We start from the raw sequence: 14,803 nt of genomic DNA, 5'->3' as shown, positions 1-14,803 counted from the left end.
TTTTAAAATTCTCATTTGACAAAGCACTATCTTTGCTATAAAATTCGCCCAAATTTAAAGGTAGTTAATGAGTAAATTTGAAATTTCATCTAAATTTAGCCCAAGCAGCGACCAAGCAAGAGCGATAAAAGAGATAGTAAAAAGTATAAAATCAGGCAACAAATACCAAACACTTCTAGGCGTGACAGGATCTGGCAAGACCTTTACTATGGCAAATGTCATACGTGAGCTAAATATGCCAACTCTGATAATGACGCATAACAAATCCCTTGCCGCGCAGCTTTACAGCGAATTTAAGGGCTTTTTCCCAAAAAATCACGTCGAGTACTTCATAAGCTACTACGACTACTACCAGCCAGAGGCCTACATCCCAAGAAGCGACCTATATATAGAAAAGGATAGCTCGGTAAATGAGGAGCTTGAGCGCCTGCGCCTCTCTGCGACGGCTAGCTTGCTAAGCTTTGACGACGTAGTCTGTGTTGCCTCAGTCTCTGCAAACTACGGCCTTGGTAATCCAAGTGAGTATAAAGGGATGGTGGCATATCTTAGCGTGGGTGAGAAGATAAGCCAAAGAAAGCTTTTAGAGCAGCTTGTAGATATGGGCTATAAGCGCAATGACAACTACTTTGACAGAGGGGATTTTCGTGTAAATGGCGATGTGGTGGATATTTATCCAGCTTACTATAACGACGAAGCTCTAAGGGTTGAGTTTTTTGGCGATGAGATCGATGCGATGTATCATTTTGATGTGCTTGATAATAAACGCCTAAAGGATATCTCTAAATTTACGCTTTATGCGACAAGCCAGTTCATCGTGGGCGCTGATAGGCTAAAGATCGCGATGAAAGAGATCGAAGAGGAGCTTGATATTCGTTTAAAAGAGTTTAACGAGCAGGGCAAGCTAGTAGAGGCGCAGAGGCTAAAGCAAAGGGTGGAGTTTGACCTTGAGATGATGGCAAGTACGGGTATGTGCAAAGGCATCGAAAACTACGCACGCCACCTAACTGGTCAAAAGCCCGGAGAGACGCCATACTCGATGTTTGACTACTTTGAGATAAGCGGCAAAGACTATCTGGTTATCGTCGATGAGAGCCACGTGAGTTTGCCGCAGTTTAGGGGCATGTACGCGGGCGATAGGAGCCGTAAAGAGGTGCTTGTGGAGTATGGATTTCGCTTGCCTTCAGCGCTTGATAACAGGCCGCTTAAATTTGACGAGTTTATAAGCAAAAAGGCAAAATTTCTCTTTGTCTCAGCCACACCAAACGAGTACGAGCTTGGTATCAGTCAGGGGCACGTATACGAGCAAATTTTGCGTCCTACGGGGCTGCTTGATCCGCTTATCGAGATAAAAGATAGCGACAACCAGGTTGAGGCGCTATTTGACGAGGCAAAGGCTGTCATCGCTAGAAATGAGCGTGTGCTAGTTACGGTGCTAACTAAAAAGATGGCCGAGGAGCTAAGCCGCTACTACATCGAGCTTGGCATAAAAGTCAAGTATATGCACTCAGACATCGACGCGATCGAGCGAAATGAGATCATTAGAGGGCTTAGAAGCGGCGAATTTGACATGCTAATAGGCATAAATTTACTCCGTGAGGGGCTTGACCTGCCAGAAGTGAGCCTGATAGCCATAATGGATGCCGATAAAGAGGGCTTTTTGCGCTCGACAACGAGCCTTATACAGACGATGGGGCGTGCGGCTAGAAATGTAAATGGCAAGGTGCTAATGTTTGCCAAAAAGATCACGCACTCGATGAAAGAGGCGATCGATACGACGACAGCTAGGCGTAAATTTCAAGATGAATACAACAAAGCTCACGGCATCACGCCGCACTCTGCAAGTAGAAATATCGAAGAGAGCTTGCATATCGAAGATGATGGTGAAATTTATAAACGTGGCAAGAATTTAGAAAAGATGCCAGCAAGCGAGCGAGCCGCGATAGTAAAAGAGCTAAGAAAGCAGATGCTTGAAGCGGCGGCGCAGCTGGAGTTTGAGAAGGCGGCGGCGCTAAGAGATGAAATAGCAAAGATGAGAAAAATATAAGCGTTGTCTTTTGTGTATCTTTAAATGAACTTGCTAAAATTTGCGCAGACTATATGTCTAGTCTGCGCAAATTTTAAACCGCGCAACATTTAAATCTATCACAAAATACTACTGCTTTTGAGCCCATTCGTATCGCAAAATTTCGCCTCGTCTCCTCATGGCGAAGCCAAAGACAAAAATTATCTTGTCTTTAGCTGTTTAAACTATAAATTTATCGCCAAATGCTGTTTTACGATCTATCCTGTTCTCTTGTATCTTTTTTTACGCTATACCAAGCAATTAATAAAAAGAAAAACTCTGCCATATTAAAAAGATCTATGTTTTTGGTTAAAAGGCCTATAAAGTCTGGCTTACCCGGAAATAGTAGTGCTAAAAGTATGACTGAACTTACCACAAACAATATAAAATTTATCCAAAATAGCCTACTTTTAGTTGCGCTCACTAATCTTGTTGTAAATAAAAATAAAAATACTGTAGCTAACAAATGAGCAAATACTCCAATATAGAGGATTGTATTGGCACTAGAAACTAAAGATTTAATTGAGGCATTGTGCGTACCAAAGATATTTAAAAAATTATAATCGTAAGCATATATATACATGTAGTCAGTTGTTGCTTTTGCTATTGTAAATATCACAAAAAGGATAGAGAAAAATAAGAAATTTGTATGTAGTCTTATCTCATTTAACGTATGTACTATCTGCTTAACGGCAGAGCAAATAACCGCTAATACTACCGCATAAACAAGAGGCTTTATAAATATTATTGGTCGAAGCGACATTCTTTCTTGATGTGCTAACAAATATTCAAAAAATATATAGTAAAAAAATGTTGCGATAAGGCCAACTAAGCAGGCTTTCGCGGCTAATTGGCTTGGAGATTTGATAGTAGTCACGTTTAAAATCCCATCTTTGCTAGTTGCTTGGATTTCGTCACTACTTGTTTGTATCTTTAGTCGCCACCATGCGATTAAAGCAAGAAAGAAAGCTCCAATATCAATATAATTATAAATTTTGTGATCAATTTTAATAAAGTAGCTTGCTATGTGAGATGCGCCAAATAACGCATAAGCCCAAAACATTTTTTCTTTTGTTATTTTTCCTAATTTTGCGATAGATATAAATAAAAATAGTGATGCTGTTACGAATAATACTCTCAATAAATAGCTACGATAAATAAATAGCTGTTTAAATAGGTCATGATTATACATGATCTCTTCGTCGCTATAAAAATGATTCAATATCGTAAAGATAAAATCATCATTGTTAAAATTTCTTTCTCCTAGATACATAACAATTTTAAAAGTCAAAAGAGTTAAAATCACATATATCAAAATGAAAATAGTAAAAATTTTAAAATATGTTCTTAGTTTTGAGGAATTATAAACAGAACATATCAATGAAATGGCAAAAAATAAAAGTAGCCAACTGATAGAGTCGCAGCATGCTTTGAGGATAAGACTGAAATCACGATCAAGGGTTTTGTAAAGCCCTGAAACGAAAACTAGATACTTAAATATCGCCACAATACAAGATATAATCCCCAACTCTCTGGCACTTTTTAACATATATTTTTTTTCTTGTTGTAACGGTTCCAAATTTACTCCTTAAATTAAATTAGTTATTTTATTGTAATTAGTCTAAAAAATATTTAAATATTTTAAATCAGGTTAATTTATTTTAATTTGGTATTTATTTATCTCGTGACTGGCCTTAAAAAGTAGCTAGAAACCGCGCATATAAGCGATACTGCTACGACAAAGTAAAATGAGTGTATAAGGCTAAAGATGTCAGCGATCTTGCCGATGACCGTTGCGAATACGTCGCCGATCGTGATACTAAGGCCAAGCGTTACGCTTGACTAAGCCTATAAGCTGATCTGATTTGGCAAATAAAGCTGTGTAAGGGCGATTGAAGGGCTAAAAGATAGTCTGATGCAGGCGCTCACGCATATGGAGGCTGCGAGAAATAGCGCATAGCTGCCAATAAAGAGCATCAGCACGACTAGTGGTGCGGCGATGCTTAGGCTTATTTTGATGAGTCTAACTAGGCCGTATCTATCCGCTAGCACTCTGCCAAATAGCGTAGCTATCGCACCTACAGCAAAAAATAGACTTAAATTTACATTTGTAGCCTCTTTGCTGAGGCCAAAAATTTTAATGAGATAGATGCTAAAAAATGTCGAAAAGCCAAATGTGACGATCGAGCGTGAAAATATACATAGACAAAGCCTCAAAAATGCGCCTAAATCGTCTTTTAAAGCGCTTGTTTTTTGTGAAATTTGCTTTTTGTGATTGCCTTCTAGCGCTTTTATAAATTTGCCCTTTTTGAGGTATAAAAGTGTTAGAAAAATTTGAGGGATTATAAAGACTAGCGTCCCTTTTAGGCCAAAATTCCCCACAAAAACGGCGACTAAAATGGGCCCAACTGCAAAGCCCACGTTGCCTCCAAAAGAAAATATACTTATACTTTTGGCTCTATTTTTGGCGTTTTAGGCGTAGTTTACGATCCTTGTGGCGCTTGGGTGAAAGAGCGCAGCGCCGATACCGCTTATCATCACGCAAACCAAGATGATGTAGTAGTTTGTCACAAAGCCAGTGAGGCTCATGCCCCCGCCAGCAAGCAGTAGCCCAAGCGGGATGACGTAGGGTAGCTCTTTTTTGTCGCTTAGACGGCCGATAAGTGGTTGGATGAGCGAGCTTGCTAAATTTGTAGCGGTCACGAGCGAAGCGGCTGTTGCGTAGTCATAGTGGTAGCTCGCGATGAAAAAGGGTAGCATCGCACCAAGCGCACTTTGGTTTATGTTGTTACAAAAAGTGCCTAAGTCCTATTAGATACTTTAAATTTTCCGCCTTTTTCATCTAAAATAGCCCTTTTAAAAGCCCCTTTAAATTTTGTTTTTCGCCGCTTGCGTCATCATCTTTGCCAAGCTTTTTGTCTAAAAATCTACCTATCTCTTTTTTGACCTTATTTTCAAGATACTGCGATCTGACGTCGTATTTTAGCTTGTCTGTCGTGCCTGAAATTTTCACGTTTAGATCGGTCTTTTCGAGCCTGCAAACAAGCGGTGTGTTAAGCATTTTTGTCGCGGTATTATAAGTGCCGCCTGCAACCTTTATATCGCTTTTTGGTGAGCTTAAATTTACGTTAAAAACTACATTATCGCCATTTATATCGCCGTAAATTTTGCCGTCTTTGTAAATCTCTTTTGTGATATCCTTGCCGGTGAAGGTTTTTATATTGTTTGTGAGATTTGTGCTGGCTAGGTGACCCTCTTTTAGCAAGATGTCAAATTTGCCGAGCTTTTGCTTTGTTTTGTAGTCAAATTTAGCATCGCCGTTGCCGTCATATAGATGATCCAGCCCCAAAGTCTGCGTTAGCCCTTTGACTTCAAAATTTTTTAGCACCGCATCAAGCGCGCCAGCTTTGTAGTTAGCCTCTAGTTTGCCCTTAAATAGATCATCTGAAGTGGCTTTTACGCTTAGATCATCCACTTTGCCCTCTGCCGTTACGAGGGCTGCAAATTTGCCGTGAAGCTCGCGGCCGGCTAAAAATGCAAGCTTGTTTAGCTCTGAAACCACCGCTTGAAGCTTTAAGCTTAGTGTGCTTTTGCCCAAGTCAAAGCTTCCATCTATGCCTTTTATATCAGCTAGCGAGCTAAGAAAGTCTCCACTAAATTTCGCTACGTTGCCCTTGTAGTCTAGGCTCAAATTTGAGCTAAATTTCTCATTTTCTGGGAATTTTTTATCTAGCATTTTGCTAAGTGCAGTGGCATTAAATTTGCCATCGTTTAAAGCGATCGTTGCTGCGATGCTTGGGCTTTTGCTAAAGATATTTTGCCCCTTTGCCCGGACATTTGCCTTAGCGTTTGCCAGCCTGCCGCTACCGCTAAGTGCTAAGATCTCTCCAAGCTGTGCCTCTTTTAGGCTAAGGTCTAAATTTTCATTTTTTATGGTGGCGTTTAGCTTGCCAGCAAAGGCATCGCCGCCTAAATTTAACTCATCTATCTTGCTCTCTTTGACCTTCGCATCGCCCACAAGCGCCATTTTTGAGCTCACCTCAAAGCCGCTAACCGCTTTAAATTTCTCAGGGTCGCTAATGAGCAGGGCAAATTTGCTAAAAATTTGGCTATTTTTTAGGTCATAAACGCCCTTTACATCTTTTAGCTCGCCAAGGTCGCTAAGCACATTTGCGTCAAAATTTACAAGCTCTCCCTTTGCGACAGCGCCACCTTTTAGCTCAAATTTCGCCGCATTTTTAAGCTTTGCAAGACCATTATTTATAAGGCCATTTTTTATATCAAATTTAGCCTCTCCAGCAAGCTTTTTTAGCTCGTCAAAGCCGCTAAAATTTGCATTTAAATTTATCTCTCCATCTGCGTAGTTAGGCTGCAAAGCAAGCGCTAAAAGCTCTTTTAGCTTGATATTTGCTGCGCTTAGGGCTAAATTTTTACTATCAAAATTTACATTTATCTTGCCGCCAAGGCCGTTGATGTCTGCTTTTAGGTTTTTAAGGGCATTTTCTTGCATTGTAATTTCGCCGTTTGCGTCCACTACGCCACTTAGCTGCTCGCCGAAGAGCTTGCCAAAAAGGGCAAGATCAGGCACGTTTAGCGAAAAGTCGCTCTTTAAATTTTTACTAGCTAAATCATAAGTCGTCTCGTTTGCTTTTAAAGTGGCTTCAGGTGCAATGATAAGGGTTTTTGCGCTCACTTTTTCATTTGCAAATTTAGCATTTACACCACCTTTAAAGTTTATATCTTTTGTTAAATTTAGCCCAAATTCATTTTTAAGAATTTCTTTGTTTATAGCTGCATCGCTTGCTAAAATTTGAGCGTTAATGATGGGCTCATTTTTCTCATCAACCCCTTGTATGTTGCTCGTTAGATCAAGCTTCCCGCTAACTAAATTTGGCTTTTTTACTAGAGCTGAGATCTCAGAAAGCTCGATGTTTTTAGCGTTAATATTTAGGGCTTTTGGTAGGTAGTCTTTTAAATTTGCGTTTAAATTTATGTTTGAGCCAAGCGCCGTGCCAGTTGCTGTTAGCTTGAAGTCGCTAAATTTACCAGCCACGTTTGCTTTAAGTGCGACATCTTTTTTTAATCCAAGCTTGCTAGCCTTCGACTTGTCGGCGTCTATATCTATGTTTAAGTTCATACTTTGAGCAAGCAGTGAAAGCTCACCATTTGCCTTTAAATTTATGGCGTTCATCACGGTCGCTTCTAAATTTAGCGTGCTAAATCCTAAATTAAAATCTTTAAATTTCACATCGATACCGCGAGCAAGTGCCTCTTTTTCTATTTCGCTGGCTATAAATTTATTGCCAAAAGAGCTAAAGATAAAGCCAAAAAGGCAAAGGATTATCAGCCCCAAAGCCACTACTAAATAGGCTATTTTTTTCATAAATTTCCTTTATATTAGTTTTACATATCATAAAACTTTAGTGTAAGTGACTAAAGTTTTAATAAAATTTAACTATAAATTATTGACTTTTTTAGAAAAAAGTGCTAGGATTTCATCACTCAAAAATAAAGAGTGCTAAAAAAGACAATTAAACCAAAAGGATGAACAATGAACTTTCAACCATTAGGCAAGCGTGTTCTAGTCGAACGCGTAGAGGAGACAAAGACCACAGCTTCGGGCATTATTATACCTGATAACGCAAAAGAAAAACCTTTAAGCGGTGAGGTAAAAGCAGTCGGGGCTGAAGTAGAGGGCGTAAAAGTTGGTGATAAAGTTGTATTTGCAAAATACGGTGGCACTGAGATAAATTTAGATGATAAAACATATCTTGTTTTAAATATTGATGATGTTTTAGGTGTTTTAAAATAAGGCTGCAGATGGCTGCGATTATGTATGTTGATTTTCCGCAAGAAGGTCTTTTTGGAGACGAGATGTCAAAAGCTTTTGAGGATTTGGCCAAAAGCATCAACCAAGAACCCGGTATGATATGGAAAATTTGGACTGAGAATAAACAAACAAAAGAAGCCGGCGGAATTTATCTTTTTGACAATAAGGAGAATGCGGAAAAGTATCTGAAAATGCATAGCGAAAGACTGGCTAAAAACGGCTATTCAAATATTCGCGGCAAAATTTTTGATATTAATATGCCTTTGTCAATGATAAATAAGGCTGATTTTTTAAAATAAATTAAAACCAAAAGGAAAAACAATGGCAAAAGAAATTTTTTACTCTGATGATGCAAGAAATCGCCTATACGAGGGCGTAAAAAAACTAAATGACGCTGTAAAAGTGACAATGGGACCAAGAGGCAGAAATGTCCTTATCCAAAAGAGCTTTGGCGCGCCAAACATCACAAAAGACGGCGTTAGTGTGGCTAAAGAGGTTGAGCTAAAAGATACTATCGAAAACATGGGTGCAAGTTTAGTTAGAGAAGTAGCAAGTAAGACAAACGACCAAGCAGGTGACGGCACGACAACAGCAACCGTGCTAGCTCACGCTATATTTAAAGAGGGTCTTAGAAACGTAACTGCTGGCGCAAATCCTATCGAAGTAAAACGCGGTATGGATAAAGAAGTAGCAGCTCTTATAGATGCACTAAAAAATATCTCTAAAAAAGTATCAGGTTCAAAAGAGATCGCTCAGATCGCTACTATCTCTGCTAACTCAGATGAGAGCATCGGCAAACTAATCGCTGATGCGATGGAAAAAGTTGGCAAAGATGGCGTCATAACAGTAGAAGAGGCAAAATCTATCCAAGACGAGCTAAGCGTTGTTGAGGGTATGCAGTTTGACCGCGGATACCTAAGCCCATACTTCATCACAAACCCTGAAAAGATGCAAGTTGAGCTAAGTAACCCATTTATATTGCTATTTGACAAGAAGATTACAAATTTAAAAGATCTACTCCCTGTGCTTGAGCAAGTACAAAAGAGTGGCAAACCGCTACTAATCATCGCTGAAGATATCGAGGGCGAGGCACTTGCAACACTTGTTGTAAATAAACTTCGTGGTGTGCTAAACATCTCAGCTGTAAAAGCTCCTGGCTTTGGTGATAGAAGAAAAGCGATGCTTGAAGATATCGCTATTTTAACAGGTGGTGAAGTTATCAGTGAAGAGCTAGGCAGAACGCTTGAGAGTGCCACTATAAACGATCTTGGACAAGCTTCAAGCGTAGTTATCGACAAAGACAACACAACTATCGTAAATGGTGCAGGCGAGAAGTCAGCGATCGACGCTAGAATAACTCAAATAAAAGCTCAAATCGCTGAGACTACAAGCGACTATGACAAAGAAAAACTTCAAGAGCGCCTTGCAAAACTAAGCGGCGGTGTGGCAGTTATCAAAGTAGGTGCTGCGACTGAGACTGAGATGAAAGAGAAAAAAGACCGCGTTGATGATGCTCTAAGCGCTACTCGTGCAGCTGTTGAAGAGGGTATCGTAGTAGGTGGCGGTTCAGCTCTTATCCTTGCTTCAAAGAGTGTAAATCTAAATTTACAAGGTGATGAGGCAATTGGCGCTGAGATCGTTAGAAGAGCGCTTCGTGCTCCACTTCGCCAAATCGCTGAGAACGCTGGCTTTGACGCAGGCGTAGTAGCAAACGCAGTTGAGACAAGCAAAGATGCAAATTTTGGCTTTAACGCTGCAACTGGCGAATATGTAAATATGTTTGAAGCCGGTATTATCGACCCAGTTAAAGTTGAGAGAGTCGCGCTTCAAAACGCTGTTAGCGTGGCTAGCTTGCTACTAACAACTGAGGCAACTATCAGCGAGATAAAAGAAGAAAAAGCAATGCCTGCAATGCCTGACATGGGCGGAATGGGTGGTATGGGCGGCATGATGTAGCAGCCCTTTTCGAGCTAGAGCTTTCTAGCTCGAATTTATACTTAAACTTTAGACTCACTAAATTTATAAAATTATTTACTCCTTTTTAAATTTATTCTTGTATCATTTTGCTTTCTTTTAGGGAGAATTTACAATGAAATATGATGAAATTTTTAGAGAATACGACATCCGTGGCATTTTTGAAAAAGACTTGACAGAAGATAGCGTCAAGGCTATAGGGCTTGCTTTGGGTAAGAAATTTAACGAATTTGGCGTAAAAACCTTAAGTGTTGGCTTTGACGCAAGACTAAGTGCTAGAACGCTTTTTAGGTACCTGCTAAGTGGCCTAAACAAGGCTGGTGGCTTTAAAATTTACAACATCGGCTTACTTCCAACTCCCGTTGGCTACTTTAGTGTTTATGCTGATTATTTCGACGCAAATATCATGATCACGGGCTCTCACAACCCAAAAGAGTACAACGGCTTTAAGATTACTATCAAAAAAGATAGTTTTTTTGGCAAAGATCTGCAAATTTTAAAAGATAAAGTTAATGAGATAATCGCCTCAAATTTAGAGATCGCAGACGATGAGAGCTGTGAGAAATTTAATATCCTAGAAAAATATGTCGAGTTTTTTGTAAAAGAATTTAGTGAGCTTAAAAATTTTAAAAAGCCTTTTGTTATCGACTGCGCAAATGGCGCTGTTGGCGTGAGCTTGGTACCGATTGTCAAGGCACTCGGGCTAAATGCAAAAATTTTGTATGAAGAGCCAGATGGAAATTTCCCAAATCACCACCCAGACCCAAGCGAAAAAGAGAATTTAAAAGAGCTATTTTCACTCATCGAAAAGAAAGAATTTGACCTTGGATTTGGCTTTGACGGAGACGGCGACAGGATCGCGGTTATAACGCCAAAAAGAGATATAAAAGGCGATGAGCTAGCATATCTTTATGCACTAAATATGAAGCATCCAAAGGTGCTTGGCGAGGTAAAATGCTCACAAAATATGTACGATGAGATCGCTAAGATCGGCGAAGTTTTTATGGGAAAAACAGGACACAGCAACATTAAAAAGATGATGAAAGAGCTAAACGTAGATCTTGCAGCTGAAGTGAGCGGTCATATCTTCTTTAAAGAGCGATACTTTGGCTTTGATGATGCGCTTTATGCGATGATGAGAGTGCTCGAACTAGTTCATAAGGGCTTTGACCTTGATGGCGAGCTTGATAAGATGCCACTTGTCTTTAGCACCGATGAGATCAAGGTAAAGACGACTGATGAGGCTAAATTTAAGATAGTTGCCAAGCTAAAAGATTGTGTGAAAAATGAGAGTTGCGACCTGCCAAAGATAAAAAATATCATTGATATTGATGGTATAAGGATTCAGTTTGAAAATGGCTGGGCGCTAGTACGCGCGTCAAATACAACGCCAGTTATTGTTACTAGATTTGAGGCAAAGAGCAAGGAATTTTTAGAAGAGATCGAGCAAAAAGTAACAAATCTACTAAAGAGCTTAATGTAGCTTGCAAAGGCATTTTGGGCTAAATTTACCCCAAAATGCTTTTTAAAATTTTATTTAAACATTCAAAAAACTAAGATTTATCTTTCTTGCCTAGCTTTCGCGGATTTTTCTCTGCATACATACTATCTGTAATTTAAATTTATCAAAAACATGCATCTTAGCTTTTTTGAACCTTCATGTGGATAATGCAATTTAAATCCAAAAGTAGTCTATCTAATATCGGCGTTCAGTTTATTGTTACAAGGGTTCATCTACTAGCTTGCTGTTCAGGTATGTAAGATATCCGTCTTCTATGGAATTTATGTAGTGTTACCTTCTGAAAAAAGTCACAAGCATATTGTTAAATTTAAAAAAAAAGAGAGATGGCGTAAAAATTTACGCCATTAAATTTTAGAGTTTGCCACCTTCAACGACAAGTGATTCTGGATTTACGCTATCACCATAGATTGGTTTTAGTGTAGCATCATAGTCTTTGTGGAAGAAATTTTCTTTTCCGAGCTCAATGATCTCATTGTTTAGCCAGTCAAGTAAAACTTTGTTACCTTTTTTAACAGCTGGTGCTATCACGTCCACATCACCAAGTGCCTCAACGCCTACAACAAAGCCTGGAGTCTCTTTCGCCCAGGCAAAAAGTAGTGCGTTATCATGTGCTAGTGCAGCACCTCTTTTATCAACCAAAGCTGCAAATGTTTCAGTATTTTGGTCGTATTTTGCAAGCTTAATGTCAGGATAATTTTTTGTAAAAAACGCGTCTGCGGTTGTGCCTTTATTTACGATTAGGGTTTTATCTTTTAGCTCATCGATGCTCTTTATCACTGCACCTTCAGGGCTTACTATGCCAAGCGAAACCTTCATGTATGGAAGCGCAAAATCAACAACTTGTGCGCGCTCAGGTGTTTTTGTGAAATTTGCAAGCGTGATATCTACTTTATCAGCTACTAAAACTTCAACTCTACCAGCAGCCTCGACTAGCTCAAATTTTACCTTGCTCTCATCGCCTAGTAGGTCTTTTGCGATACGTTTTGCAAAGTAAATATCATAGCCTTGGTTTTTGCCATCTTTATCGACATAGCCAAATGGTGGTTTGTCGCTGAAAACGCCAATTCTTACAAATCCACGCTCTTTGATCTTTGCGATCGCATCAGCTTCGTTTGAAGCAGCTTTTGCCGTATCGGCACCTTTGTCATTACCACAACCCGTTAGAAAGACGGTAGCGATTAATGCTAATAAGAAAAATTTAAATTTTCTCACTCTTTCTCCTTGTAAAAAGTTAAATAAATAAGAGCGTTAAATTTTCGCTCTAAACGCATTTTGAAAAAACGGCAAATTATCTCTTATTTTTTCTAAAACGAGAATAAATTTAGAAATTTCTTCGCGCGATCGCTCTTTGGTTTGGTAAAAAATTCCTCTGGTTCGCTGATCTCCACGATCGCCCCAGCATCCATAAATACGATCTTGTTTGCAACCGCCCTTGCAAAGCTCATCTCATGGGTGACTATTAGCATCGTCATTCCATCTTTGGCTAAATTTAGTATAACATCAAGCACTTCTCTAACGATCTCTGGATCAAGCGCAGCCGTAACCTCGTCAAATAGCATAATTTCAGGGTTTAAACAAAGGCTTCTTACTATTGCTATGCGTTGCTTTTGGCCACCACTTAGCTCCTTTGGATAGGCAAATTTCTTATCAAGCAGTCCAACCTTGCTTAGCCACATATCAGCAGTCTTTTCGGCTTCGGTCCTATCTCTTTTTTGCACCTTTAAAGGCCCAAGAAGGACGTTGTCTATGACGTTCATGTGATCAAAGAGCTCGTAGCTTTGAAAGACCATGCCGACTTTTTGGCGGATCCTTTGCCAATCATTAAATTTAGCATCAATTACTTCACCGTCGATTATTATCTCGCCGCTTGCGATACTCTCAAGGCCATTTATACATCTAAGAGTTGTGCTTTTGCCACATCCCGATGGTCCAAGAAGCACGACCACTTCGCCGCTTTTAACCTCTAAATTTATATCCTTTAAGGCGTGAAGCTCTCCATAAAATTTGTTTATTTTTTTAAGTTCTAATATGTTTTCGCTCATTTTAGCTCCATTTTTCTTCTAGTTTTTTTGATAGTTTTGAGACCGGATAGCAGATCACAAAATATAAAAAGAATATGAGCGTGTATATCCAAAATGGTGCCATAGGATTTGTAAATACATTTCGCTCGATGATCTGCTGACCGACTTTGACTACCTCTACAACGCCGATTAGCACGACGATAGAGGTCGTTTTTATCATACGGCTTAGTAAATTTACAGCCCCAGGCACTAGCCTTCTTGTGGCAAGCGGGATGATGACGTGAGAGTAAATTTGAAATTTACTAAGCCCAAGTGATGCGGCTGATTCAAATTGATGTTTTGGTATTGATGTTATTGCGCCACGCACGATGTCCATCATCTCAAAAATGCCCCAAAGGCTAAAGACGATGAGTGAGGCCGTAAATGCTGAAATGTGGATATCAAACGCCTTGCTGACACCAAAATAAAATAAAAATAGCCAAACGATCTGAGGCATTATACGGACGATTTCTAGGCAAATTTTTAAAATAAAATAGATAAATTTATTTTTCATGCTCATAAGTACGCCAAACACTAAACCACCGATTATAGAGATAAAAATAGAGATAAATGAAATTTCTGTGCTAACGACTAGACCTTCAAAGAGCCTTAGTAAATTTTGCGTGTCAAATAAAATACTAACTCCTTGCATTTCTCACCCTTTTTTCGACATAGCTAAGCACCAGCGAGACTGGCAAAATGATGATGAGATAGCTAATAACCAGCATAAAAAGCGCTTCGTCTGTTTTGTAATAAAGCCCAATGAGATCCTTTGCGACGTAAACTAGATCAGCAAGAGCTACGATACTAACGATGCTTGTTTCTTTTAGTAAAAAGATAATATTTGCACTAATGCTTGGCACCGCTACGCTAAATGCTTGAGGCAAGATAACATATCTTAAGAGCTGATTTTTGCTAAGTGCGATGCTTAGTCCTGCTTCTATCTGCGACTTTCTAACCGCCTCAAAGCCAAGCCTAAAACTCTCGCTCATATAGCTGCCTCCAAGAAAGCTAAGACCAGCGACCGCACAGGCAAAGCCGCTCATCGACACTCCAAGCTTTGGCAAGCCATAATATAAAAAGAAAAGCTGTATAAGAAGTGGTGTATTTCTTGAGAGCTCGACGTAGCAGTCAATCACTTTTGATAGAAATTTTAGCTTGTAAAATTTCATGGCCATACAAAAAATACCGATTAAAATAGAAAAAATGATCCCTAAAAAGGCGATCTCACAGGTAAGCACTCCGGCTTTAACATAAAGCGGATAAAATTTCTCAATAAACTCAAAATCCATAAAACTTTAATCCAATCTGAAAAATGGAGTTATTTTATCTTATAATCATAAATTTAAAACTAA

The 14,803-nt window shown here is 39.3% G+C and carries 11 protein-coding genes and 1 pseudogene; 5 read left to right on the top strand and 7 right to left on the bottom strand.

What is annotated here, in order from left to right:
- The first annotated feature begins 67 nt into the window (after nucleotides 1-67).
- Nucleotides 68-2,044: an excinuclease ABC subunit UvrB gene (uvrB, locus tag F3G69_RS00280; protein WP_149714100.1), complete on the top strand. Its 1,977-nt coding sequence runs from the start codon at nucleotides 68-70 to the stop codon at nucleotides 2,042-2,044.
- Nucleotides 2,045-2,273: 229 nt separating this feature from the next.
- Here the strand turns inward: uvrB and F3G69_RS00275 are convergent, their stop codons facing one another.
- From F3G69_RS00275 to F3G69_RS00265, 3 genes and pseudogenes are all read right to left on the bottom strand, one after another.
- The gene (locus F3G69_RS00275; protein WP_149714099.1) at nucleotides 2,274-3,641 is read right to left on the bottom strand and encodes a hypothetical protein; all 1,368 of its coding nucleotides are present in this window, start codon (nucleotides 3,639-3,641) and stop codon (nucleotides 2,274-2,276) included.
- 269 nt (nucleotides 3,642-3,910) lie between these two features.
- Nucleotides 3,911-4,855, bottom strand: a pseudogene (locus F3G69_RS09390) (MFS transporter); the annotation flags it as partial.
- 49 nt (nucleotides 4,856-4,904) lie between these two features.
- Nucleotides 4,905-7,445: a translocation/assembly module TamB domain-containing protein gene (locus F3G69_RS00265; protein ID WP_149714098.1), complete on the bottom strand. Its 2,541-nt coding sequence runs from the start codon at nucleotides 7,443-7,445 to the stop codon at nucleotides 4,905-4,907.
- Nucleotides 7,446-7,613: 168 nt separating this feature from the next.
- Here F3G69_RS00265 and groES point away from each other — a divergent pair, with 168 nt between their 5' ends.
- From groES to F3G69_RS00245, 4 genes are all read left to right on the top strand, one after another.
- Entirely contained in the window at nucleotides 7,614-7,874 is a 261-nt protein-coding gene (gene groES / locus F3G69_RS00260; RefSeq protein WP_072594386.1) for a co-chaperone GroES, read from the top strand.
- A gap of 8 nt (nucleotides 7,875-7,882) precedes the next feature.
- Nucleotides 7,883-8,191 (top strand): monooxygenase, encoded by a 309-nt coding sequence (locus tag F3G69_RS00255; protein WP_084042163.1) that lies wholly within the window; start codon nucleotides 7,883-7,885, stop codon nucleotides 8,189-8,191.
- Between the two features lie 22 nt (nucleotides 8,192-8,213).
- Nucleotides 8,214-9,848 carry a chaperonin GroEL gene (gene groL, locus F3G69_RS00250; protein ID WP_002940160.1) on the top strand — a complete coding sequence of 545 codons (1,635 nt, stop codon included), beginning with the start codon at nucleotides 8,214-8,216 and terminating at the stop codon, nucleotides 9,846-9,848.
- Between the two features lie 133 nt (nucleotides 9,849-9,981).
- Nucleotides 9,982-11,349 carry a phosphomannomutase/phosphoglucomutase gene (locus tag F3G69_RS00245; RefSeq protein ID WP_084042165.1) on the top strand — a complete coding sequence of 456 codons (1,368 nt, stop codon included), beginning with the start codon at nucleotides 9,982-9,984 and terminating at the stop codon, nucleotides 11,347-11,349.
- 390 nt (nucleotides 11,350-11,739) lie between these two features.
- Here F3G69_RS00245 and F3G69_RS00240 read toward each other — a convergent pair whose 3' ends face one another.
- The 4 genes from F3G69_RS00240 to F3G69_RS00225 all read right to left on the bottom strand — a co-directional run bounded on the left by F3G69_RS00240 (nucleotide 11,740) and on the right by F3G69_RS00225 (nucleotide 14,740).
- Nucleotides 11,740-12,600: a cysteine ABC transporter substrate-binding protein gene (locus F3G69_RS00240; protein WP_072594383.1), complete on the bottom strand. Its 861-nt coding sequence runs from the start codon at nucleotides 12,598-12,600 to the stop codon at nucleotides 11,740-11,742.
- A 92-nt stretch (nucleotides 12,601-12,692) separates the two neighbouring features.
- Nucleotides 12,693-13,430, bottom strand: a complete 738-nt coding sequence (locus F3G69_RS00235) for an amino acid ABC transporter ATP-binding protein (protein ID WP_103600411.1) — start codon at nucleotides 13,428-13,430, stop codon at nucleotides 12,693-12,695.
- A gap of 1 nt (nucleotide 13,431) precedes the next feature.
- On the bottom strand, nucleotides 13,432-14,100 hold the full coding sequence (locus F3G69_RS00230; RefSeq protein ID WP_103600410.1) for an amino acid ABC transporter permease: 669 nt from the start codon (nucleotides 14,098-14,100) through the stop codon (nucleotides 13,432-13,434).
- Nucleotides 14,087-14,740: an amino acid ABC transporter permease gene (locus F3G69_RS00225; protein WP_087586623.1), complete on the bottom strand. Its 654-nt coding sequence runs from the start codon at nucleotides 14,738-14,740 to the stop codon at nucleotides 14,087-14,089. The genes F3G69_RS00230 and F3G69_RS00225 overlap by 14 nt, the downstream gene beginning before the upstream one ends.
- Nucleotides 14,741-14,803: the final 63 nt, after the last annotated feature.

It is taken from the genome of Campylobacter concisus, assembly GCF_902460625.1.
GTDB classification, from domain to species: Bacteria; Campylobacterota; Campylobacteria; order Campylobacterales; family Campylobacteraceae; genus Campylobacter_A; species Campylobacter_A concisus_AD.
This window is presented reverse-complemented; position numbering and strand designations above follow the sequence as displayed.